This is a genomic window from Pseudomonas sp. MS15a(2019), assembly GCF_013277805.1.
GTDB classification, from domain to species: Bacteria; Pseudomonadota; Gammaproteobacteria; order Pseudomonadales; family Pseudomonadaceae; genus Chryseomonas; species Chryseomonas benzopyrenica.
This window is the reverse complement of sequence record NZ_VBTN01000004.1, coordinates 200,606-223,403: the sequence shown is the minus strand read 5'-3', so window position 1 is coordinate 223,403 and position 22,798 is coordinate 200,606. Positions and strand designations below refer to the sequence as shown.

Annotated in this window: 22 protein-coding genes; 5 read left to right on the top strand and 17 right to left on the bottom strand. The window is 65.1% G+C overall.

What is annotated here, in order from left to right:
- Positions 1–2: 2 nt before the first annotated feature.
- Both FEZ61_RS08765 and FEZ61_RS08760 read right to left on the bottom strand, forming a co-directional pair.
- Positions 3–1,748 carry a bifunctional diguanylate cyclase/phosphodiesterase gene (locus FEZ61_RS08765; RefSeq protein ID WP_173148280.1) on the bottom strand — a complete coding sequence of 582 codons (1,746 nt, stop codon included), beginning with the start codon at positions 1,746–1,748 and terminating at the stop codon, positions 3–5.
- 92 nt (positions 1,749–1,840) lie between these two features.
- On the bottom strand, positions 1,841–3,922 hold the full coding sequence (locus FEZ61_RS08760) for a carboxy terminal-processing peptidase (protein ID WP_173148278.1): 2,082 nt from the start codon (positions 3,920–3,922) through the stop codon (positions 1,841–1,843).
- Positions 3,923–4,159: 237 nt separating this feature from the next.
- Here FEZ61_RS08760 and FEZ61_RS08755 point away from each other — a divergent pair, with 237 nt between their 5' ends.
- Entirely contained in the window at positions 4,160–5,122 is a 963-nt protein-coding gene (locus FEZ61_RS08755) for an NAD(P)H-quinone oxidoreductase (RefSeq protein ID WP_026084048.1), read from the top strand.
- A gap of 526 nt (positions 5,123–5,648) precedes the next feature.
- On the opposite strand, the gene FEZ61_RS08750 is transcribed toward FEZ61_RS08755, so the two are convergent.
- Genes FEZ61_RS08750 through FEZ61_RS08725 form a run of 6 tightly spaced genes read right to left on the bottom strand, consistent with a single transcriptional unit; the run spans position 5,649 to position 10,750 of the window.
- Positions 5,649–6,302 carry an HAD family hydrolase gene (locus tag FEZ61_RS08750; RefSeq protein WP_173148276.1) on the bottom strand — a complete coding sequence of 218 codons (654 nt, stop codon included), beginning with the start codon at positions 6,300–6,302 and terminating at the stop codon, positions 5,649–5,651.
- The gene (locus FEZ61_RS08745) at positions 6,299–7,288 is read right to left on the bottom strand and encodes an ABC transporter ATP-binding protein (protein ID WP_017642784.1); all 990 of its coding nucleotides are present in this window, start codon (positions 7,286–7,288) and stop codon (positions 6,299–6,301) included. Before FEZ61_RS08745 ends, FEZ61_RS08750 begins: the two co-directional genes overlap by 4 nt.
- Positions 7,285–8,070: an ABC transporter permease gene (locus FEZ61_RS08740; protein ID WP_017642785.1), complete on the bottom strand. Its 786-nt coding sequence runs from the start codon at positions 8,068–8,070 to the stop codon at positions 7,285–7,287. The genes FEZ61_RS08745 and FEZ61_RS08740 overlap by 4 nt, the downstream gene beginning before the upstream one ends.
- Positions 8,057–8,890 (bottom strand): ABC transporter permease subunit, encoded by an 834-nt coding sequence (locus FEZ61_RS08735; RefSeq protein ID WP_093249171.1) that lies wholly within the window; start codon positions 8,888–8,890, stop codon positions 8,057–8,059. The genes FEZ61_RS08740 and FEZ61_RS08735 overlap by 14 nt, the downstream gene beginning before the upstream one ends.
- Complete coding sequence (locus tag FEZ61_RS08730) at positions 8,887–9,684, bottom strand: alkaline phosphatase family protein (protein WP_173148274.1); 798 nt, start codon at positions 9,682–9,684, stop codon at positions 8,887–8,889. The genes FEZ61_RS08735 and FEZ61_RS08730 overlap by 4 nt, the downstream gene beginning before the upstream one ends.
- Before the next feature lie 4 nt (positions 9,685–9,688).
- The gene (locus FEZ61_RS08725) at positions 9,689–10,750 is read right to left on the bottom strand and encodes an ABC transporter substrate-binding protein (protein WP_017642788.1); all 1,062 of its coding nucleotides are present in this window, start codon (positions 10,748–10,750) and stop codon (positions 9,689–9,691) included.
- Between the two features lie 182 nt (positions 10,751–10,932).
- On the opposite strand from FEZ61_RS08725, the gene FEZ61_RS08720 reads away from it, so the two are divergent.
- Positions 10,933–11,670, top strand: a complete 738-nt coding sequence (locus tag FEZ61_RS08720; protein ID WP_017642789.1) for a UTRA domain-containing protein — start codon at positions 10,933–10,935, stop codon at positions 11,668–11,670.
- 7 nt (positions 11,671–11,677) lie between these two features.
- Here the strand turns inward: FEZ61_RS08720 and FEZ61_RS08715 are convergent, their stop codons facing one another.
- The 6 genes from FEZ61_RS08715 to minC form a co-directional block, all read right to left on the bottom strand.
- Positions 11,678–12,967 (bottom strand): M18 family aminopeptidase, encoded by a 1,290-nt coding sequence (locus FEZ61_RS08715; RefSeq protein WP_064307156.1) that lies wholly within the window; start codon positions 12,965–12,967, stop codon positions 11,678–11,680.
- A 70-nt stretch (positions 12,968–13,037) separates the two neighbouring features.
- Positions 13,038–13,616, bottom strand: coding sequence for a class I SAM-dependent methyltransferase (locus FEZ61_RS08710; RefSeq protein ID WP_017642791.1), 579 nt, complete (start codon positions 13,614–13,616; stop codon positions 13,038–13,040).
- 45 nt (positions 13,617–13,661) lie between these two features.
- Positions 13,662–14,297 carry an RluA family pseudouridine synthase gene (locus FEZ61_RS08705; RefSeq protein WP_064307155.1) on the bottom strand — a complete coding sequence of 212 codons (636 nt, stop codon included), beginning with the start codon at positions 14,295–14,297 and terminating at the stop codon, positions 13,662–13,664.
- Positions 14,298–14,416: 119 nt separating this feature from the next.
- Positions 14,417–14,671, bottom strand: coding sequence for a cell division topological specificity factor MinE (gene minE, locus FEZ61_RS08700; RefSeq protein ID WP_017642793.1), 255 nt, complete (start codon positions 14,669–14,671; stop codon positions 14,417–14,419).
- Positions 14,668–15,486 (bottom strand): septum site-determining protein MinD, encoded by an 819-nt coding sequence (minD, locus tag FEZ61_RS08695; protein WP_017642794.1) that lies wholly within the window; start codon positions 15,484–15,486, stop codon positions 14,668–14,670. Before minD ends, minE begins: the two co-directional genes overlap by 4 nt.
- Positions 15,487–15,620: 134 nt before the next feature.
- Complete coding sequence (gene minC, locus FEZ61_RS08690; RefSeq protein WP_017642795.1) at positions 15,621–16,367, bottom strand: septum site-determining protein MinC; 747 nt, start codon at positions 16,365–16,367, stop codon at positions 15,621–15,623.
- Positions 16,368–16,518: 151 nt separating this feature from the next.
- Here minC and FEZ61_RS08685 point away from each other — a divergent pair, with 151 nt between their 5' ends.
- The gene (locus tag FEZ61_RS08685) at positions 16,519–17,454 is read left to right on the top strand and encodes a lipid A biosynthesis lauroyl acyltransferase (protein ID WP_017642796.1); all 936 of its coding nucleotides are present in this window, start codon (positions 16,519–16,521) and stop codon (positions 17,452–17,454) included.
- Positions 17,455–18,591, top strand: a complete 1,137-nt coding sequence (locus FEZ61_RS08680; RefSeq protein WP_173148272.1) for a patatin-like phospholipase family protein — start codon at positions 17,455–17,457, stop codon at positions 18,589–18,591.
- A 3-nt stretch (positions 18,592–18,594) separates the two neighbouring features.
- Here FEZ61_RS08680 and FEZ61_RS08675 read toward each other — a convergent pair whose 3' ends face one another.
- Positions 18,595–19,311 (bottom strand): VacJ family lipoprotein, encoded by a 717-nt coding sequence (locus FEZ61_RS08675; RefSeq protein ID WP_231893032.1) that lies wholly within the window; start codon positions 19,309–19,311, stop codon positions 18,595–18,597.
- 97 nt (positions 19,312–19,408) lie between these two features.
- Positions 19,409–20,719 carry an alpha/beta fold hydrolase gene (locus FEZ61_RS08670; RefSeq protein WP_160923094.1) on the bottom strand — a complete coding sequence of 437 codons (1,311 nt, stop codon included), beginning with the start codon at positions 20,717–20,719 and terminating at the stop codon, positions 19,409–19,411.
- A gap of 263 nt (positions 20,720–20,982) precedes the next feature.
- Here FEZ61_RS08670 and FEZ61_RS08665 point away from each other — a divergent pair, with 263 nt between their 5' ends.
- Positions 20,983–21,834 carry a glycine betaine ABC transporter substrate-binding protein gene (locus FEZ61_RS08665; RefSeq protein ID WP_173148270.1) on the top strand — a complete coding sequence of 284 codons (852 nt, stop codon included), beginning with the start codon at positions 20,983–20,985 and terminating at the stop codon, positions 21,832–21,834.
- Positions 21,835–21,876: 42 nt separating this feature from the next.
- On the opposite strand, the gene folD is transcribed toward FEZ61_RS08665, so the two are convergent.
- Complete coding sequence (gene folD, locus FEZ61_RS08660) at positions 21,877–22,731, bottom strand: bifunctional methylenetetrahydrofolate dehydrogenase/methenyltetrahydrofolate cyclohydrolase FolD (protein WP_017642802.1); 855 nt, start codon at positions 22,729–22,731, stop codon at positions 21,877–21,879.
- Positions 22,732–22,798 lie beyond the last annotated feature (67 nt).

The window sequence follows — 22,798 nt, the reverse complement described above, 5'->3', positions numbered from 1 at the left end:
CGTCAGGCGCGCATCAGGTGCAGGCTGTAGCCGGGCACCTGCTTCGCGTTGCGCTTGGCTTCCGAGGCGAGGCCGGCCAGGCCGCTGGCATCCACTCGCTTGCCGGCCTCCTTGTCCAGCTCCACGACCCCCAGTGATAGCGACAACAGCGGATACTCGCGACGGCGACCATCTCGGTCGTAGGCAAGAAAACAGCCAGCCTCCAGGTGCTCGCTGCGATAGAAATGCCGGCAGCGCTCCTGGAAGGCCGCCATCAGACCGTTCAGTCTTTTCCGCCAGTCCGCCGAACCCAGCACCACCAGGAAGTCGTCGCCGCCGATGTGGCCGACGAAATCCTGCTGCGGATCCAGGCGCTCGGAAAGCGTCTGCGCCAGGCAGAGCAGGACCTCGTCGCCCTTGGCGTAGCCATAGAGATCATTGAAGGGCTTGAAACCGTCGATGTCGACGTAGCACACCACGGCTTCGCGCTGCTGATCCAGCAAACGCGTGAGGCACTGCTGAATGGGCACATTACCGGGCAGCTGGGTGAGCGGGTTGGCATGCTTGGCCTGCTGAATGCGTTGCTCGGTGATCAGCCGCAAGACATCCATGACTCGACCGACCCCGACATAGCGGCCGCCTTCGGTGATGATGAAGTCCTCTTCGATGCGCTGGCGGGCGCGGGTGGTGAGCAGGCGGCTGACCTGTTGCAGCGACTGGTTGGATTCGGTCGCCAGGAAGTCCTGGCTCATCAACCGGGCGATGGGCTTGCGGGCGAACACCTCGTGGGCGAAGGGCTTGAGCAGCGCCGAACTCAGCTCGTGGTGATGGACGATGCCTACCGGGCGGTCGTCGTCATCCACCACCGCCAGGGTATTGAGGCTGGGTTGCAGACGAAAGCGCTCCAGCACCGCCGGGATCAGCATGTCCTGGCCTACGGCGACCTGTTCCACCCGGAGGCCGGCGACCGTGGTGGACTCCTCGGCGAGCTCCGAACTGCGGCTGACCATGACCGGCAACAGGGTCTGGATCTCCCGCGGTGGCGCGGCGGTGGGGCGGCCCAGCAGATAGCCCTGGACCAGGTCGACACCCATGCTGGCCAGGGTCGACAACTCTTCGTGGGTCTCGATGCCTTCGGCGATGACTTGGGCGCGGGAGGCTGCGGCCATCTTCAGGATGGAGCCGACGAATTCGCGCTTCACCGCATCGCGGTGGATGGATTCGATGAAATGCCGATCGATCTTGACGAAGTCCGGGCGCAATTCCGACCAGCGTCTGAGGCTGGAATAGCCGGCACCCAGATCGTCCAGAGCGATGGAAAAGCCCATGGCCCGGTAGTGATGCAGGGCGGTGGCCAGCAGCGCGAAGTCATCGATGGGCGCCTGCTCGGTCAGTTCGATGACCACCTGCGCGGGAGACAACCCCAGGCGCTGCAGCAACTTGAGGGTCTGGCCCGACTGGTGCGCCGGTTCCAGCAGGGTTTCCGGGCAGACGTTGAGAAACAGCAGACCATCCAGGGCCAGCTCGCGGAAGGTCAGGCAGGACTGCTGGCGCGCGGCGATTTCCAATTCGGACAGGCGCCCGGCCTGACGGGCGGTGGCATAGAGGGGCAAGGGCGAGTGCAGCGGGGTATTGGAGGCGCCGCGAATGAGGGCCTCATAGCCCAGGATGCGCCGCTCGCTCAACGAAACGATGGGTTGAAAGAGCGAATGCAGCTCGCTGTTGGCGAGAATGCGATCCAACACCCCAGCCTGATCGTTAAGCGTCATGGTAAGCCTGTAAGAACCCAGAAACGAAAATGCCCGGGGGTCGCACTTGGCGACCCCCGGGCATTTCACGACAGAGATGTGACGCTTTGATGTCAGCGCTTGGGCGGTGTCTGACTCAGGTCGAGATAGTCCAGCATTACATGACCGGACTCCATCAGGTAGGCGTCATCCTGCGGCTTGGTCTTGTCGTCGTCGATCGCGGGATTGTCCTCGTCGATCTTCTTCAACTCCTTGAGCGGGGCTTCGCCCTTCTCCTGGCGACGCTGGTTTTCCATGGCCAACTGGCGGTTGTCCAGGGCGGTCTGTGCAGCGCGCCGCTTCTGCTCGTTGAGGCTGACGGTGGTATCCGCCGCCAGTTCCTGGGCGAGCTTCAGCCGCTCGCGAGCGAAGATGAAGTCGGGATCCTTCTGCACCCGCACGTCATGCCGCTTGACCAGCTCCGGCAGATAGTTGGCGAAGGGGTTCCTCAGGCCGTTCACCGCCGGGGGGATGGTGTCCCAGGGCATGGAGTCGGGCAGGGCGCTTTCGCCGATCTGCTTGGTGTCCACCACCGCCGGGTAGTCGATATCCGGCAGCACGCCCTGGTGCTGGGTGCTCTGGCCGGAGACGCGGTAGAACTTGGCGATGGTCAGCTTCAGCTCGCCATGGTTGAGCGGCTGGATGGTCTGGACGGTGCCCTTGCCGAAGGTCTGGCCACCGACGATAAGCGCGCGGTGATAGTCCTGCATGGCACCGGCGAAGATCTCCGACGCCGAGGCGGACAGCCGATTGACCAGCACGGTCAGGGGGCCCTTGTAGAAGGCACCGCCTTCGTCGTCGGCCAGCACCTCGACCTTGCCATCGCCATTGCGCACCAGCACGGTGGGCCCCTGGTCGATGAACAGACCGGTCAGCTCGGTGGCTTCCTGCAGCGAGCCACCGCCGTTGTTGCGCAGGTCCAGGACGATGCCGTCGACCTTTTCCTTCTGCAGCTCGCCGATGAGCTTCTTCACGTCACGCGTGGTGCTCTTGTAGTTCGGGTCGCCCGCGCGGTAGGCCTTGAAGTCCAGGTAGAAGGCCGGCACGTTGATCACCCCGAGCTTGTAGTGCTTGCCCTCGTGGGGAACGTCGATCACGTGCTTCTGGGCGGCCTGTTCCTCGAGCTTGACCGCTTCGCGGGTGATGGCGACCACCTTGGTCTTCTGGTCGTTCGGCGCGTTGCTCGCCGGAATGATCTCCAGCCGCACCTTGGAACCCTTGGGTCCGCGAATCAGCTTGACCACCTCGTCCAGACGCCAGCCGATGACATCGACCATCTCGCCATCGCCCTGGGCGACACCGACGATCTTGTCCGCCGGCGCGATCTGCTTGGACTTGTCGGCCGGGCCAGCCGGGACCAGGCGCAGGATCTGCACGTAGTCGTTGTCGTTCTGCAGTACCGCACCTATGCCTTCGAGCGACAGGCTCATGTTGATGTCGAAGTTCTCGGCGCTTTCCGGCGAGAGGTACTGGGTGTGCGGGTCATAGGACTCGGCGAAGGCGTTGATATAGGCCTGGAAGACGTCTTCGCTGCGGGTCTGGTTGAGGCGTGCCAGCTGGTTCTTGTATCTCTTGGTCAACTGCTGCTGGATCTGCGGGTCGGTCTTGCCGGACAGCCGCAGGCGCAGGACCTCGTCCTTGAGCTTGCGATGCCAGAGATCGTCCAATGCGGCGGTGTCCGCCGGCCAGGCCGCCTTCTCGCGATTGGTGTTGAAGGATTCGTCGACGGTGAAGTCGAGCTTGCCGATACCGGCGTTGAGCAGACCCAGGCCGTAGTTCAGCCGCTCGGTCATGCGCTGGGCATAACGGCGGTAGATGGCGAAGCCCGGTTCGAGATTGCCCTGCTTGAGGTAGTCGTCGAAACGGGTGCGCGCGGCGTCGAATTCGCGGATATCGGCGGCATTGAAATACAGCCGGCCGGGATCAAGCATCTTCAGATAGCTGTCGTAGATCTTGATCGACTGGGCATCGTTGAGCGGCGGCTTGCTGTAATGGTGGCGCTTGAGCAGCTCGACGATGTTGAGGCTGGCGATGACCTGGTCGCGGTCGGGTTGCAGTTTCTCGGCGCCTACCGGCGCGTTGGGCTTGGCGAAGAGGGGCGTTGCGCTGACGCCAAGCAGGACAACGAGGGCGGTACGGGACAAGAGCTGCTTCATGTGTATTCGACTAATGCACGGAAAGGAATAGGCTATAGGCCCTTCCCGGCCCGGGCGGTTCCGCGGCCTGGGGAAGTATGACGGGCGCTGACGAAAGTCGTCTGACGGCGGTCTGAAGGATAGCGACGATCGGAGGGGACGGCTGTGACAGCCCCGCGTCTTCCGGTCCGCTCGACTCCCGCAGAACCCGCCGGCGCAGGCGCTTTTCGTCAAAGCCTGAGCCACTATGGAGGCACCGTGAACGCATTGCAAGGTATCGAAGGGCAACTGGAATGGCAGTCACTGAGCGCTCGCGCTCTGGCGCCCGGGGAAATTCGCATCAAGGTGGCGGCCGCCGGTCTCAACCGCGCCGACCTGCTGCAATTGGCCGGCAACTATCCGCCGCCGCCCGGTGCGCCGGCCACCCTGGGTCTCGAATGCGCCGGGGTGGTCAGCGAGACCACCGCGGATTCGCGCTGGCAGGTCGGTGACCGCGTCTGCGCGCTGCTGGCCGGCGGTGGCATGGCCAGCGAGGTGGTGGTGGATGGACGCCAGGCGGCGTCCGTGCCGGACGGCCTGTCGCTGATCGAGGCGGCGGCGCTGCCCGAAGTCTGGGCGACCGCCTGGAGCAATCTGTTCGACCTGGCCGCGCTGCAGCCGGGGGAAAAGGTGCTGCTGCATGCTGGTGCCAGCGGCGTCGGCTCGGCCGCCATCCAGCTGTGCAAGGCCTTCGGCAATCCCTGCTGGGTCAGCGTCGGCTCCCAGGAGCGCCTGGCCCACTGCGAGCGCCTCGGCGCCGAGGGTGGGGTGCTGCGCAAGACCGATCTGGAAGGCCTGCGCGACTTCGCGCCCTTCCACGTCATCCTCGATCCGGTCGGGGCGAACTATGCGTCGCTCAACCTGGATCTGCTGGGCCAGGACGGGCGCTGGGTGCTGATCGGCCTCATGGGCGGCCGCCAGGCCGAGATGGATCTGGGCAAGGTGCTTGGCAAGCGCATCCGCATCATCGGCTCGACCCTGCGCAACCGCTCCGTGGAATTCAAGGCCAAGACCATGAGATCCCTGGAAGCCAAGGTCTGGCCACTGTTCGCCGAAGGCAAGCTGAACGTCAACCTGGAACGCCGCTTCACCGCCCAGAACGCCGAAGCCGCCTTTGCTGCCCTGGAAAGCAACGAGGTGAACGGCAAGGTGGTATTGGTGCTGGACGAAGGGTTGGAATAGTACCGGCAGGCGCCTATTGATCGCGGTCAGGGCGGTCCGCCGACGATTGGGCGTAGGTTGGGTTGAGCGCAGCGAAGCCCAACGGGTCTTGCTCGGAGCCGGCGATGTTGGGCTTCGACGATGGAACCGTCTCAGCCCAACCTACGAAAGCATCGGCGTCCGTAGGTTGGGTTGAGCGCAGCGAAGCCCAACGGGATCTTGCTCGGAGCCGGTCATGTTGGGCTTCGACGATGGAACCGTCTCAGCCCAACCTACGAAAGCATCGGCGTCCGTAGGAGCGGTCGTAGGTTGGTTGAGCGTAGCGAAGCCCAACAGGGCCCTGCTCGGAGCCGGCCATGTTGGGCTTCGACGATGGGGCTGTCTCAGCCCAACCTACGAACATCGGTAATCCATGGGAGCGCCCGTAGGTTGGGTTGAGCGCAGCGAAGCCCAACGGATCTTGCTCGGAACCGGCCATGTTGGGCTTCGACGATAAAGCCGTCTCAGCCCAACCTACGTCCCCGCGCCGCCATGGACGCGGTGCGAGTTACCGCCAGCTGAGGATCGGCCAGCCGGCCGCTGTGGCGCGTTCGCGCAGTACCGGATCGGGGTTGACCACGTGTGGCTTGCCCACTGCTTCCAGCAGCGGCAGGTCGTTGCGTGAGTCGGAGTAGAAGCTGGCGGAATCCAGCAGGCTGCGGTCGCCGCCGAGCAGTTCCAGCAGGCGGGTGAGCTTGCCTTCGCGAAAGGTCATGACCCCCTCCACCTGGCCGCTGTAGACGCCGTGGCTGACCTGCAGGTCGATGGCCAGCACCTCTTCCACGCCGAGTCGTTCGGCGATGGGCTCCACCAGATGCACCCCGGAGGCCGAGACGATGATCACCCGGTCGCCAGCGGCGCGGTGAGCGGCGATGCACTTCATGGCGTCGCTGAAGATCAGCGGTTCGATGACGTCCTCGACCCAGGGTCCGACCTCGAAATCCACCTCTTCGGGCGTGCGGCCCACCAGGGGTTCGAGGTGGAAGGCCATGTAGTCTTCCATGGCCAGTTCGCCCTGGGCATAGGCCGCCATCAGGTCGCTGTCGCGCCGCACGTAGGACTCGCGGTCGACCCAGCCAAGGACGCCCATCTGCTGGCTCCAGAGACTGGAGCAGTCACCGTCGATAAGGGTTTCGTCGAGATCGAAAATCGCCAGGGTCATGCCACTTCTCTCAGGCTGTCGGAATCGACGGCCAGGGTGACGGCTGTGCCGTTCGGCTGCAAGGCCGTCGGGCCATGGTTGAGAACGTCGACATTGAGTTCGCCGGCTTCGGTGGCGATCCGGTAGCGGATCACGTTACCCAGCAGGCTGTGGCCGACGATGCGGCCGTTGAAGCCACCCGCTACGCCGAGGCGGATGGCCTCGGGGCGAATCGCCACCTGCCCCTGGAAGGTCTGGCCGAACAGCCGGCTGGCCTGGTCGGCGCTGAGCAGGTTGTAGTTGCCGATGAAGCCGGCGGCGAAGGCATCCACCGGCGCGGTGTAGAGCGTCTCGGCATCGCCGCTCTGGACGATGCGTCCTTCGCGCATCAGCACGATGCGATCGGACAGGGTCAGGGCTTCTTCCTGATCATGGGTGACGAACACCGTGGTCAGGCCCAGCTCCTGCTGGATGGCGCGGATCTGTTCACGCAGGTGGCGACGGATGCGGGCATCCAGCGCTGAGAGGGGTTCGTCGAGCAGCAGCAGGCGCGGCCGCACGATCAGCGAGCGCGCCAGGGCCACGCGCTGGCACTGGCCACCGGAGAGCTGATGCGGATAGCGCTCGGCGAAGCCCTGCAGTTCAACCAGGGTCAGGGCCTCGCCCACCCGCTGCCCGATTTCGTCCCGCGCCAGCCGCTGCATGCGCAGGCCGAAGGCGACGTTCTGCGCCACGGTCATGTTGGGGAACAGGGCATAGCTCTGGAACACCATGGCGATACCACGGCGTTGCGGCGGCAGCTTGGTGATGTCCTGGCCGGCCAGCACGATGGCACCGCGATCGACCTCGGTGAGGCCGGCCAGGCAGCGCAGCAGGGTGGACTTGCCGCAGCCCGAGGGGCCGAGCAGCGTCACCAGTTCGCCTTGTTCGGCGTGGAATTCGATGTCGGTGAACAGGGTGTTGGCGCCGTAGCGCTTGTGCAGTCCCTTGACCGCGAGATAGCTCATGTCCGCTCCCGATTCAGGCGATTGGCGATCCAGGTCATCAGCAGCACCGCGAAGAAGTAGGAAATGACCAGGGCGCTGGTCAGGTGGCCGCTGCCGTTGCGCAGGTTGTAGAGATAGATCTGCAGGGTCTCGTAGCGCGTTCCCACCAGTAGGTTGGCGAAGACGAATTCGCCGATGAGAAAGGAAAAGGACAGGAACAGCGCCACCATCAGCCCGGTGCGCAGATTGGGCAGCACCACCAGCAGCGCGGCGCGCCAGGAGCTGGCGCCGAGCAGGTGGGCGGCGTCCATCAGGTCACGCAGGTTGAGCGCCTGGAGGTTGTTGCTGATGGCCCGGTACATGAAGGGCAGGGCGATGGTGAAGTAGCAGAACACCAGAATCCAGGGTGTGCCGGTCAGCGGCAGTGGGCCGCCGGCATAGAGCTGCAGCAGACCCACGGCCGAGACCACCGGCGGTACCGCGAAGGGCAAGAGGATCAGTACATTCATCAATGCATCCAGCCGCGGGAAGTGGTAGGCGATGGCGAACATGGCCGGCAGGATCAGCACGCAGGACAACGCCAGGGCGCCGAAACAGATCGCCAGGGAGCGGCCGAAGGCGGCGAGAAAGCGCGGATCGCTCCACAGTTGCAGGTACCACTTGAACGTGAAGCCGGCCGGCAGCAGGGTCGCCGACCACTGGGTGGCGAGGGAATAGACCAGGGTCGCGGCCAGGGGTGCGAACAGGATCAGAAACAGCAGCCAGACCACCAGGCGATGATAGAGATGCTCAGCTCTGGACATGACGACTCCGCCGCAGCAGCCACTGATGGACGAGGGTGATCAGGGTCATGAAGGCCACCAGCAGCATGGCCAGGGCGGCGGCCAGGTTGGGCTCCAGATAGATGTCGCCGGAGACCAGGGCGGCGATGCGCACCGGCACCACGTTGAAGTTGCCCACGGTGAGGGCGTAGACGGTGGCGTAGGCGCCCAGGGCGTTGGCCAGCAGGATGATGAAGGTGCCCACTAGCGCCGGGCTGAGCACCGGCAGGCCGATATGCCGCCAGTATTGCCAGGTGCCGGCGCCGAGCAGTGCCGCCGCATCGCGCCAGTCCTGCTTCAGGGCCTCGAAGGCCGGAAACAGCAGCAATACGCCCAGGGGGATCTGGAAGTAGGTGTAGATGAGGATCAGGCCGCCCTTGGTGTAGAGGTTGAAGCTCTCGATCAGTCCCAGCTGCTTGAGCGCCAGGGTCAGGCAGCCATTGATGCCGAGCAGGATGATGAAGGCGAAGGCCAGCGGTACCCCGGCGAAGTTGCTGGTCATGTTGGTGAAGGCCACCACGAAGCCGCGCAGTCGCGAGTCCACCCGCGTCAGCGAATAGGCACCGACCAGGGCGATGAGCAGGCCGCAGACGCTGGACCAGAGCGAGATCTCCAGGGAGAAGCGGATGGCCTGCAGGTAGAAGGGCGAGCCGAGGATCTCGGCGTAATTGCCCAGGCCCCAGCCGCTTTCGCTGGAGTCGAAACTGTTGAAGGCGATCCAGGTCAGGGGCGCCAGCTGGAAGGCGCCGAACACCAGCAGGAAAGGCAGGATCAGCAGCAGGGCGAGCCAGGGCCGCTTCATGCCAGCAGCTCCCGGCACCAGGGTTTGTCGTGGGCCAGCCCCAGCAGGCTGCACACCGTTCCGCAGATCTCCACCTGCCGCGGCGTGGCCTCGCCCAGGGAGAAGCCTTCGCCGAACACGAACAGCGGAACCTCGCGTTCTTCCGCCAGCGTCCCGCCATGGCTACGGTCATCGTTCATGCCGTGATCGGCGGTCACCAGCACCTGGTAGCCGGCGTCCAGCCAGGTAGGCAGATAGTGTGACAACAGGCCATCGGCGCGGCGCGCGGCATTGCGGTATTCGGGGCTGGAGAGACCGTGCTTGTGGCCCGCGTCGTCGATGTTCATCGGATGCACCAGCAGGATGTCCGGGGCATGGGTGAGGCGCAGGTGCTCGGCGTCGTCGAACAGGTGGGAATCCGGGTAGTGGTCGGCGTAGTAGAAGTGGCCGTGCTGGATCGGCAGGCCGGTGTCGCTGACGTGCCTGTCCCGGCCCGGCTCGAAGGGGCTGCGGTTATAGAGTTCGCTGACCCAGTGATAGGCGGCTGCCGCGGTGGTGAGACCGGCGGCCCGCCCCAGATGGAACAGGCTGGTCTCGGTCGAGAGTCGATTGACACCGTTGTGGACGATGCCGCTGCTCACCGGTGGCACCCCGGTGAGCAGGCATTCGTAGAGCGGCCGGGAGAGCGAAGGCAACTCGCACTCCAGGCGGTAGAGGCGACCCCGGCCGGCCAGGCACAGCGCCTGAAGGAAGCCGAGTCCGTGTTCGGCGACCCTCAGGGCGAGTCCGTCCAGCACGACCAGGATGACCTTCATGACGTCACTGCTGCATGTTGATCAGGACGTGTTCCTGCCAGAGCCGTGGCAGGCGCTTGGAAGTCTCTTCCCAGGCCTTGGCGTCGGTGATGGGGCGCGCCTTGGCGTATTGCGCCTGGGGCAGCAGCTTGGCCTGGACGTCCGCCGGCAGGGTCAGGTGCTCGGCGCGGATCGGCCGGGCATAGCCCTCGGCCAGGTTGATCTGGCCCGCGTCGGAGAAGATGTACTCACGAGCCAGCTTGGCGGCATTGGGGTGCTTGGCGTACTTGTTGATGATGGTGGTGTAGCCGGAGGTCACCGAGCCGTCGGAAGGGATCAGCACCTCGAAGCGCGAGCGGTCGATCTGGTCGCGGTAGTTCAGGGCATTGAAGTCCCAGACCACGCCCACCTCTACCTCGCCTTTCTCGAGGTTGGCCACTACCGGGTTGGTGAAGGACAGGCGGCCCTGCTTGGCCAGCTTGGCGAAGAAATCCAGCGCCGGCTTGATGTTCTTCTCGTCGCCGCCGTTGGCGTAGGCCGCGGCCAGCACGCCGCTCACCGCCTGGGAGGCGGCACTGACGTCACCGATGGTGACCTTGTAGGTGCCCTTGAGCAGGTCGGCCCAGGAGTGGGGCACGTCCTTGACGGTCTGCTTGTTGACGATGAAGGCGATGGTGCCGGTGTAGGCCAGCGCCCAGTGCCCGTCGCTGTCCTTGGCCCAGCTCGGCACCTGGTCCCAGGTGCTCGGCTTGTAGGGCTGGGTAACGCCCTTCTGCACGGCGATGGGGCCGAAGGAGGCACCGACGTCACCAATGTCGGCGGAGGCGTTTTCGCCTTCGGCGGCGAATTTGGCGATCTCCTGGGCGGAGCTCATGTCGGTGTCCTGGTGCTTGAGGCCGTACTTCTGCTCCAGGTCCTGCCAGGTGCCTTTCCAGTTCGCCCAGGTATCGGGCATGCCGACGCTGTTCACCTGGCCTTCCTTGCGGGCGGCGGCTTCGAGGGCTTTGAGATCGACGGTATCGGCGAAGGCGGTACCGGCCTGTACCGCAACGGCAGTGGCCAACAAGGAAGCAAGCAGACGGGTCATACGGGCGCTCCAGGTGTTAGGGCTTGGTCTAGGTCAGCAAGACACCGGCCAATCTAGGAGCGAGGTATGACGATTTGATGGCAGTTCGCCCCGTTCCACCGCTGGCACCGGCGCTGCAGTCGTCACCAAGCGGTCATCTGGCCGCCCTAGTCTCCCAGCAAACCCTAGTCGAGGCGTTCCGGGTGCACCAATCCGAAGCTGGTCTAGTCCAAAGAGGTGCGCCGGGCGCCAGCGCCATCCGCCAGGCGCTGCAGGAGCAGATCGCCCATGGCCTGCTGCTGGCGATGGAGCGCTTGCCGTCCGAGCGCCAGCTGAGCGAGCTGTTCGCCACCACCCGCATCACCCTGCGTGAGGCCCTGTTGCAACTGGAAGCCCTGGGCCTGATCTATCGCGAAGAGCGGCGCGGCTGGTTCGTTGCGCCGCCACGCCTGGCCTACAACCCCCTGGCCCGCACCCATTTCCACGCCATGGTGGAAGCCCAGGGTCGTCGACCGGCCACCGAGGTGTTGGCGGCGCGGCAGATGCTGGCGTCCGCGGAGATATGTCGCCTGCTGGAGTTACCGGCGTTGTCCAGCGTCTATCAGATCCGCCGGGTGCGCCGCGTGGACGGCCGGCTGGTGCTCTATGTCGAGCACTACCTCAATGCGGCCTACTTCCCGGGCTTGCTGGAGCACGACCTGCAGCGTTCCCTCACCGAGCTGTATCGCGACCGCTACGACATCCGCTACGGCGAGGTGCGCTTCGAAATTCTGCCGACCGCCTTGTTGCCGGAGGCTGCCCAGGCCCTGCGAGTGGCGCAGGGTAGTCCGGCGCTGCACATCACCCGCATCAACCACGACCAGCAGGGGCGACTGATCGATTGCGACCTGGAATTCTGGCGGCACGACGCCATCCAGGTCAGGGTCGAAGTACCGGACTAGGCTGGCTTCAGAGCGGCAGTTCGCTGCTCGCATAGAAGGCCGTCAGCACCTTGATCAGATGGCCGAGGTCGTGGCTGCCGGCCAATTCGCGGATGGAATGCATGGCGAAGGTGGGCAGGCCGATGTCCACGGTGCGCACTCCCAGCTGACCGGCGGTGATGGGGCCGATGGTGGAGCCGCACCCCATGTCGCTGCGTACCACGAAGCTTTGCACCGGCACCGCTTCGCGTTGGCAGAGGTCGCGGAAGAAGGCCGCGGTTTCGCTGCTGGTGGCATAGCGCTGGTTGGCGTTCACCTTGATCACCGGGCCGCCGTTCAGTTTCGGGCCGTGGTTGCCATCGTGCTTGTCGGCATAGTTGGGGTGCACGCCATGGGCGTTGTCGGCCGAGATCAGCAGCGAACGTTGCAGGGTGCGGGTAAAGGCATCCCCGGCGGGCAGCAGGCGTTGCAGCACCTGTTCGAGGAAGGGACCATCGGCGCCGCAGCAGGAGGTGGAGCCCACTTCCTCGTGATCGGTGCAGACCAGCACGGCGTTCTCGTCGCCCTCGGCGGCCAGCAGAGCTTCCAGACCCGCATGGCAGGACAGCAGGTTGTCCAGGCGAGCGGCGGCGATGAAGTCATCGTCCAGCCCGATCAGGGCGGCGGGCTGGACATCATAGAAGCTCAGTTCGAAATCCAGCACCTCGGCTTGGTCTATGCCGTGTTCCTGGTGCAGGCGCGCGGCCAGCAGGGCGCGGAAGTCGCGCCGCTCGCCGGCAGGCACCTGGGCCAGGATCGGCGGCAGCTCGTTCTGGGCATTGATGGCCCAGCCCTGGTTGGCTTCGCGATTGAGGTGGATGGCCAGGTTGGGGATGATCGCCAGCGGCTTGCGGAAGTCGATCAGCCGACTCTGCACCCGGCCCGCGGCGCGATAGGTCACCCGGCCCGCCAGGGACAGGTCGCGGTCGAACCAGGGCGCCATGAGCATGCCGCCGTAGACCTCGACGCCCAGTTGCCAGAAGCCCTGCCGCTGCAGCTCCGGCTGCGGCTTGACCTTGAGGCAGGGGCTGTCGGTATGGGCGCCGACCAGGCGCAGGCCACGCTCCAGCGGCTGGGCGCCCAGGCGCACGGCAATCAGCGAGGAATCGTTGCGGGTGACGTAGTAGCGGCCACCCGGCTGCACGGACCAGCTTTCGCGTTCGTCCAGGCGCTGGTAGCCGGCGGCTTCGAGACGGCGGGCGAGGGCCGCGGTGGCGTGGAAGGGCGTGGGCGAAGTGGAGAGGAAATCGATGAGGCCTTGGATCTGATCGGTACGCATGGACGACTCCGGACGACAAGGCGTCCAGTCTAGGTTCTGGACCAAGGGGAGTCGAGCGTAGCGCCCAGGCTCAACGGCGCTGCAGCACCAGGTGGTGGATGTGCCAGTGCTTCGACCGTCCGACCGCGGTGTGGCCGTCCTCTTCCTCCTCGACATGCTGGAGGACTTGCCAGTCCTGGAGCAGCTGCTCCAGGGCAGCGGCGGCGACGACCGTCACGCCCCTGCTGGCCCAGCTGTCCCGCTCGCCGAAGAGCTGGCCGCAGAACAGACCACCCGGGCGCACGGCCGCGGTGATCCTAGTCCAGAGCGCGGGAAAACGCGCCGGTTCGCAAAAGGGCAGGGCGAAGCTGGAATTGACGAGGTCGCAGCGGGGAATTTTGGCCGTCTCGAAGCGCTCTTGGCGGGTCTCCAGACGGGCCTGCAGCAGGACCGGCACGCGCTGGCGCAATCCGCTCAGGGCTTCGGCCTCGGCATCCACCGCCAGCACCTGCCAGCCGCGTTCCAGCAAGACGAGGGTATCGCGTCCGGTGCCACAGCCCAGATCCAGCGCCAATCCTGGCGGACTCGACCAGCAGGCGAGCGCCTGCAGCAGGGTGTCGCGCGGGGCACCCTGGGCGGTGGCGGCGTAGTAGGAGGTCCAGGAGGACAAGAGGCACTCCTTTGGCTGAGCGCCTCAGTATGCCAGCACCGACGGTCAGAAAGGCGCGGGACTGGTAAAGCTCATGCGCTCGCCCGAGAGGGGATGGGTCAGCGTCAGCAGGCGCGCGTGCAGGCAGAGCCGCGGCTGGGCCGCCAGGGCCTCGCCCTCGGCATAGAGTTGATCGCCCAGCAGCGGATGACCGATGCTTAGCATATGGACCCGCAGCTGATGCGACCGTCCGGTGATGGGGGTGAGTTCCACCCGGCTGTAGTGGCCGTGGCGCTCCAGCAGCTGCCAGAAGGTCAGGGCATGGCGGCCCAGTTCGTGATCCACAACATGGCGCGGCTTGGTCGGCGGGTCGTAGCGCAGCGGCAATTCGATGCGGCCACTGTTGGCCTCCGGCTCGCCCCAGCAGAGCGCGGTGTAGGCTTTTTCCGTTTCCCGATCATGGAACTGTCGCGACAGCTCGCGATGGCTGTCGGCATCCCGCGCCAGCACGATGACCCCGGAGGTCTCCCAGTCCAGTCGATGGACGATGCGGGCCTCTGGATAGCCGTTGTCCTGCAGGCGGGTCACCAGGCAATCGCGGTTGTCTTCGGCGCGACCGGGGACCGACAGCAGCAGGGTGGGCTTGTCGACCACCAGCAGGGCGTCGTCCTGGTGAATGATGCGGATGTTGGAGAGAGGCATGGGATTCCTAGAGGCCATGGTTTCGAATCCTGGCGTCCGCTTGGCAGGTGCCCGGAAATTCGACAGGGCTTAAACGCCAACGGCGGCCCTGGGGCCGCCGCTGTCCTGCCTGGTTCGCGTTAGCGGTCGGGCAGGGTGATGTTGAGTTCGAGGATGGAGCAGCTGCCCTGGTTTTCCAGCTCTACCTGGATCTGGTCCTGCTCGATCGGCACGTACTTGCGGATCACTTCCAGCAGGTCCTTCTGCAGCTGCGGCAGATAGTCCGGCTGCTCGTGGCGACCACGCTCGTGGGCCACGATGATCTGTAGCCGTTCCTTGGCTATCGAAGCGCTGTTCTGCTTCTTCCGGTCGCGAAAGAAGTCGAAGATGTTCATTCGGCACCACCCCCGAACAGACGTTGCAGGAAGCCTTTCTTCTTCACGTCGAGGAAGCGATAGGCCACTTCCTTGCCGAGCAGTCGCTCCACGGTATCACTGTAAGCCTGACCGGCGTCGCTCTGTTCGTCGAGAATCACCGGAATGCCCTGGTTCGAGGCCTTGAGCACCGCCTGGGATTCGGGGATCACGCCGAGCAGGCGAATGGACAGGATCTCTTCCACGTCCTCGACGCCAAGCATCTCGCCCTTGGTGACACGCTCGGGGTTGTAGCGGGTCAGCAGCAGGTGCTCCTTGATGGCTTCTTCGCCCTTTTCGGCGCGGCGCGATTTGCTGGCCAGCAGGCCGAGCATGCGGTCGGAGTCACGCACCGAGGAGACCTCGGGGTTGGTGACCACGATGGCCTCGTCGGCGAAGTACATCGCCAGGTGGGCACCCTTCTCGATCCCTGCGGGAGAGTCGCAGACGATGAAGTCGAAGGTCTGCTTGAGTTCGTTGATCACGCGCTCGACGCCGTCCTGGGTCAGGGCGTCCTTGTCGCGGGTCTGGCTGGCAGCCAGCACGAACAGGTTTTCGAGGCGCTTGTCCTTGATCAGGGCCTGGCTCAGGGTGGCTTCGTTGTTGATCACGTTGACGAAGTCATACACCACCCGGCGCTCGCAACCCATGATCAGGTCGAGGTTACGCAGGCCAACGTCGAAGTCGACGATGACGGTCTTGTGGCCGCGCAGAGCGAGACCGGTACCGATGGCAGCGCTGCTGGTGGTCTTGCCGACGCCGCCCTTGCCGGAGGTGACTACGAGTACTTTGGCCAAACTGATTCACCTTGATCGAAAGTAATAACTGAAGCGACTCGGTGCCCTCGGTGACGAGATTGCAGGCAGTGTCGCGCTTCGTATTGCCCTTGGCGGTTTAGGCGCCAATTGCGAAAAATTCGCGAAATTATCCGTTAAAGGCGGGTGATGTTCAACACATCTCCCACCAAAGCGACCTGTACCGGATTGCCCCATTGCGGATGGCGTCGCAGGTCTTCGGCGACCTTGTACTGGCCGGCGATGGAGAGCAGTTCCGCGGTCAGCTGCTGGCAGAAAATCCGCGCTTTAGTATCACCTTTTACGCCCGCCAATGCTCGGCCACGCATGGGGCCGTAGACGTGGATGTTGCCGTCGGCGAGCAACTCGGCGCCCGGGCTGACCGGCGCCAGTACCACCAGGTCTCCGGCCGGGGCATAGAGCTGCACCCCACCGCGCACCGGCGCGGTGATGATCTTGGTCGGATTGATCGCCGGGGCGGGCGGTACGACAGGTTCGGCTGGCTTGACCGGTTCGCGGTCACGTGGGTCGACCTGGCGCTCACGACCGCCGGAGCTGGGCGGCAGGATCGGCAGGTCGTAGTCGTTGGCGGCGGCCAGATCCCCGCTGCGACTGGCGCGCAACGCCAGGGTACGCAGGCCGTGGCGACGGCAGAGATCGAGGAGGGCGCCCAGGTCGAGCGGGCCGGCGTCCTCGGCGAGTTTGTCCAGGCCCAGCACCAACGGCGTTTCCTGGAAGAAATTGGGCGCCTGGGCGACCTTCTGGGCCAGTTGCCGGTCCAGGCGCCCCAGGTCGTTGCGGAGAAGCTCCAGCACGGTCACGGCGAGCATGTTGCCCTTGAGCTGGAAGACGGAGTCGCTTTCGGAAGGATCGGCTGCGGTCATGGTGGGTACTTGTGCTTGGATGGCGGGACTTATAGCGGGATGCCCCGCGTGCCGCAACCCTCACCGGGTGTGGGGGGCCGTGACTGTGAAGGCTACGGGAAATCTGCGCGAGGCCTGTAGAATGGCGCGACTTTTTCATGCAGGAGTTCCGATGGAGCGGCCGTCTTTCCGCCTCGCCTTTCTCAATCCACGGTACTGGCCGCTCTGGCTGGGGCTTGGCCTGCTCTGGCTGCTGGTGCAACTGCCCTATGGCGTGCTGCTGCGTCTCGCCCAGGGCCTCGGCTGGATCTTCTACCACGTCGCCGGCCAGCGCCGGGCCATCGCTCGCCGCAATCTGGAACTCTGTTTTCCCCAGCTCGACGAGCGGGCGCGCGATCGGCTGTTGCGGCGCAACTTCGCCAGCAGCGCCATGGCCCTGCTGGAAATGGCCATGAGCTGGTGGTGGCCGCGCCGGCGCCTGGCCCGGCTGGCCCATATCGAAGGCCTCGAACATCTGCAGGCCGCTCAGCGCGACGGGCAGGGCGTGATCCTCATGGCGCTGCATTTCACCACCCTGGAAATCGGCGCGGCGCTGCTCGGTCAGCGGCATACCATCGATGGCATGTACCGCCAGCACAAGAATCCGCTGTTCGACTTCATCCAGCGTAGCGGTCGCGAGCGCCACAACCTGGACGCCACCGCCATCGAGCGCGAGGACGTGCGTACCATGCTCAAGGTGCTGCGGGCCGGTCGCGCCATCTGGTACGCGCCCGACCAGGACTACGGCGCCAAGCAGAGCCTGTTCGTGCCACTGTTCGGCATTCCCGCCGCTACCGTTACCGCCACCACCAAGTTCGCCCGCCTGGGCCGGGCCAGGGTGCTGCCCTTCACCCAGGAGCGCCTGGCGGATGGATCGGGTTACCGCCTGGTCATCCATCCGCCCCTGGCCGATTTCCCCGGCGAGAGCGAGGAGGCCGACTGCCTGCGCATCAATCGGTGGGTGGAACGCTGCGTCAGCCAGCTGCCCGAGCAATACCTCTGGGCCCACCGGCGGTTCAAGACCCGCCCGCCTGGCGAGCCCAAGCTGTATCCGAAGAAGAGGCGCTAGATGAGCCCGGCCGCCGAGCAGCGCACGGGGCTGATTCTGGCCGGCGGTGGCGCGCGGGCCGCCTATCAGGTCGGGGTGCTGCAGGTGGTGGCGGATACCCTGGCGGTGCGCTCCGAGAATCCCTTTCCCATTCTGGTCGGCACCTCGGCCGGTGCCCTCAACGCGGCGGTGCTGGGCTGCGGCGCCCTGGATTTCGGTCGCGCGGTGGAGCGCCTGGCCGCGGTCTGGTCGGGCCTGGAAACCGCGATGATCTATCGCAGCGATTGGGGCGGGGTGACCCGCCAGGCGGCGCGCTTCGGCTTGCAGACCCTGTTCGGTGCCTGGCGGCAGGAACCGCTGGCGCTGCTCGACAACGCGCCCCTGCGGGCGCTGCTCAGCCGCGAGCTGGATTTCTCCGGCATCACCGCGGCCTTGCGCCAGCGCGCGCTGCGAGCGGTGGCGGTGACCGCCTTCGGCTATGCCTCGGGACAGGCGATGACCTTCTACCAGAGTCAGGGCGTCCTCGATCCCTGGTTCCGCCATCGGCGCGTCGGGGTGCCGGCGCGGCTGGCGGTCGACCACCTGCTGGCCAGCACGGCCATTCCGCTGTTCTTTCCGCCGGTGAAGGTGGGGCGTGAGTTCCTGGGCGATGGCTCGGTCCGGCAGACGGCGCCCATCAGTCCGGCGCTGCATCTGGGCGCGGATCGCATCCTGGTGATAGGGCTGGGCGCGCCGGGTGGCCAGGAGCATGGCGTGCAGGGCCGGCCGCCGACCGTGGCGCAGATCGGCGGCCACCTGCTCAACAGCACCTTTGTCGATGCCCTGGACAGCGATACCGAAACCCTGCGCCGCCTCAACCTGCTGAGCAATGCGCTGCCGGCGGGAGATCCGGTCAGTGGTCGCCTGTGCCGACCGGTGGAGATGCTGGTGATCTCACCCAGCCAGCCACTGGGCGACATCGCCACCCGGCACCGCAAGCGCCTGCCGCCGGCGTTGCGGCAGTTGTTGCGGGGGGTTGGGGTGAATCGGCCTTCAGGCAGCGCCCTGCTCAGCTATCTGCTGTTCGAGGCCCCCTACTGCCAGGAGCTGATGGCGCTGGGGCGGGCCGATGCGCAGGCCCGCCTGCCGGAGCTGCGGGCCTTTCTCGCCAACGCCTAGGCCTTATTCGGCGATCTGCAGTTCCCGCGCCTTGGTGTAGAAATAGCGGATCTTCTCGTACTCGAAGGGCGAATTGAGCTGGCCGTATCTCATGTCGGTCACGTACCTGAGGTTGATGCCGCGCAGCACCATGATCTCCGGGTGGCGACCGCTTTCGTCGCTGACGTTGAGGAAGTTGATCTGCGCCTCGGCGGCGAAGTCCACCGCCAAGCCGCCGGTGTCGCGCAGGTTGGACGGGCCGAGGACCGGCAGCATCAGGAAAGGACCATCGCCCACGCCATAGAAGCCGAGGGTTTGGCCGAAGTCTTCCGGCTGCTTGATCAGCCCCACCCGGGTCGCTGGATCCCACAGGCCGAACACCCCGACGGTGGTGTTAAGCAGCAGCCGGCCGGTGGTGTCCAGGGCGCGGCGGCCCTTGAACTGCAGCACGCTGTTGAGCAGGTTGTTGACGTCGCCCAGGTTGCTGAAGAAGTTGCTCACGCCCGAACGCACGAAGCGCGGGGTGATCCAGCGATAGCCGTTGACCACCGGCAGCAGGACCCACTCGTCCAGCCGATAGTTGAAGTGGTAGACGTGACGATTCCAGGATTCGAAAGGATCGTAGACGTCCAGTGCAACCAGGGAGGCCCGTTCGAATTCGCGCTGATCCAGCCCTGGGTTGTACTTGAGGGTCGACAGCGGATTGCTGAAACCGTCGGCGCCCACGGGGGCGGCCGGCATGGTGTCCGAGCCGATGGTCAGAGTGGAGGAGGGCGGCGGGCTCGATTCGGCAGCGAATACCGAGGCACTGGCCATCAGGAGGAGAGCGAGCAGGGACTTAACCACGGGCGAAGAACTCCAGCATGGCGTTCGCGTTGACGCGGTAGTTGAGATTGCCGCAATGGCCGCCGTGGGGGTAGACGGTCAAGCGATCGCCAAAGGTCTTGCGCAGGAAACCCAGGTCGCCCGGGCCGAGGATGATGTCGTCGGCATTGTGCATGACGCCGATCTTGGAGCTGCTCTTCAGATAGTCTTCCAGCGCCGTGAGGCTGGATTTGCGCGCCAGATCGTCGAGGTTCTGCCCCTTGAAGTTCTTTTGCCAGAACGGCATGACCTGCTCGGTCATGTAGCAGTCGAAGTCGCACTGCAGCGAACGGGCGAAGAAGCGCGTCAGGCTGGTGCCCTCGCTGATCGGGTAGGTCGGCGGGGTGATCAGGCCGCGCCGGTTGATCAGGTCGGAGGTGAAGGCGATGTCCGCCGCGGAGAAACGGAAGGACGAGCCGATCAGCATGGCCAGCTCTTCGTTGCTCAGTCGCTCCGGCGAGCGCTGGAAGTCGCGGACCACGGCATCGTTGAAGTCGACGTAGCCCTTCTCCTGGAAGTAGCGGGTCAGCTTGGACAGGATCAGCTCATAGAAGGTGCGGTTGTTGGTGACGCCCCTCACTTCGGTCTGTACCAGGCGATCCAGGTTGCGTACCGAGGTCAGCAGGTTGACCGGCGGATTCACCATCAGCACCTTCTTGAAGTTGAAGCTGCGCTGGGTCTCGTCGAGATAGGAGACGAAGGCGGCATCCAGGCCGCCCAGGCTGTAGCCGGTCAGGTAATAGTCGGTGACCGGCAGCTTGGGATGCTGGGCGCGCACCGCCTGCATGGCGCGATAGAGATCTTCGGCATCATGCGGCGTGTAGCCCGGCGTGGCAGTGCGCGATACCGACACCATGAAGTCCCAGCTGGTGGGCGACGACAGCTGCACCACGTGGTAACCGGCCGCGTAATACAGCCGCTTCAGGTATTCCTGGGTGCTGGAGGAGTAGTTGGCCCCGGTGCCGGCGATCAGGAAGATCAGCGGGGCCGGATGGTCCTGCCGTGCGAGCCGGTAATGGAATTTCTTCACCGGCCAGAAGTTGCCAGGCAGCTGATACTCCCGCTCGGGACGCAGGTTGAGGCTGTAGTCGTCCTGGTCGATGGTGCTTTCGGGCGGCAGCTCGGGCCGGAATTTTTCTGGGGTGGTGACGATGGTGGCTTCGAAAGGATTGACCAGTGGATAGCCATAGGTGGCGGCATCCACTTCGGCGGCCGCGTGCGCGGTACCCCAGAGGCCGGAAAACAGCGCGCCCAGCAGGGCGGCGACGCGCAACGGAAGACGCATGGACAGAGTCCTTTCAGAGGGCTTGAGAGCGTAGGTAAGACAACGGTCCGCCAATAGGTTGCATCGGCAGCCGCAGGTTTCTGCGAGGCGTCGATTACAGAGCGGTCGACGGGCTGCGTCAAGCGACATCGGATGTCGCGGAAAGTGCAGCTTCTGTCGCTAACCGGTCGTTATGCGTCGTCCAGGCGGTAGTGGCCATCTTGCATTGCCCGAATGATGGAGGTGGGGCAACCGCCCGACTTCCATAGCGAGAGGACTGCTGCATGAGCATGGTGAAGAAACTGTTGGGAATAGGACTCGGTGTCGCGCTGACCTCGGCCATGAGCCTGGCTCAGGCGGCCAAGCCCGAAATCACCATCGGCTATGTCGATGGCTGGGCCGATAGCGTGGCCACGACCCACACCGCAGCTGAAGTGATCCGCCAGAATCTGGGCTACGAGGTCAAGCTCATGCCGGTCGCCGCCGGCATCATGTGGCAGGGCGTCGCGCGCGGCAAGCTCGATGCCATGTTGTCCGCCTGGCTGCCGGTCACCCATGGTGCCTATTACGACAAGATGAAGGACCAGGTGGTCAATCTGAACGTCAATACACCCGACGCCAAGATCGGTCTGATCGTGCCGGAATACGTCAAGGCCAACAGCATCGCCGATCTGCAGGCGCAGAAGGCCGACTTCGGTGGCCGTATCGTCGGTATCGACGCCGGTGCCGGGGTCATGATCAAGGCCGATCAGGCGATCAAGGACTACGGCCTGGATTACAAGCTGGTGGCCAGTTCGGGCAGCGGCATGATCGCCGAGCTGACCCGCGCCGAGAAGGACCAGAAGGCCGTCGTGGTGACCGGTTGGGTGCCGCACTGGATGTTCGCCAAGTGGAAACTCAAGTTCCTCGAAGATCCCAAGGGCGTGTTCGGCGGTTCCGAGCACGTGGACACCGTGGCCAACCCGGCCCTGGAAGCCAAGGCCAAGCCAGTCTGGGATTTCCTGAAGAAGTTCGCCTGGCAACCCGGTGAGGTCAACGAGGTGATGCTGGCCGTGGAAGAGGGCAAGAAGCCGGAAGAGGCCGCCAAGGCCTGGATCGCGGCCCATCCGGATCGCGTGAAGTCCTGGCTGCCCTGAAGCCTGGCCGAATGAAGAACGGGCCCCGCGGGGCCCGTTTTGCTAGCTGTGCAGCTGCTCGGCTGCGTACAGGGTATTTTCCAGCAGGCAGGCCCGCGTCATGGGGCCTACGCCGCCCGGAACGGGGGTGATCCAGCTGGCGCGTTCGCAGGCGCTTTCGTATTCCACGTCGCCGACCAGGCGGCCATCGGCCTGGCGATTGATGCCGACGTCGATGACGATGGCGCCGGGCTTGATCCATTCACCCTTGACCAGTCCAGGCTTGCCCACGGCCACCACTACCAGATCGGCCTGGCTGACATGGTGTTCGAGGGAGCGGGTGAATCTGTGGGTCACGGTGGCGGTGCAGCCGGCCAATAGCAATTCCAGCGCCATGGGGCGGCCGACGATGTTGGAGGCGCCGACCACCACCGCATCCAGACCATAGAGGTCGACGCCGGTGCTGTGCAGCAGGGTCATGATGCCCTTGGGCGTACAGGGGCGCAGCTGGGGGTTGCGCTGCGCCAGACGACCCAGGTTGTAGGGGTGGAAGCCGTCCACGTCCTTGTCGGTACGGATGCGCTCCAGCAGCTGGGTAGCATCCAGGTGCGCGGGAAGGGGCAGCTGCAGCAGGATGCCGTCGACGCTGGTGTCGTCGTTGAGCCGGTCGATCAGGGCTTCCAGCTCGGCCTGGGTGGTGCTGGCCGGCAGGTCATGGGCATAGGAGTCGAAACCGACCTCTTCGCAATCCTTGCGCTTGTGCGCCACATAGACGCGCGAGGCGGGATCGGTGCCGACCAGGATGACGGCGAGGCCAGGGGCGCGCAGGCCGGCGCTACGACGTTGAGAGACTCGCTGGGCAATATCCTGGCGCAGGCGGGCGGCAATGGACTTGCCGTCGATCAGTTGGGCGGTCATGGGCGATTTCTGGTGGTGACGGAAAAGGGTCGGCTATTTTCGCATGGACGGGCCCGCTGGCAACAGA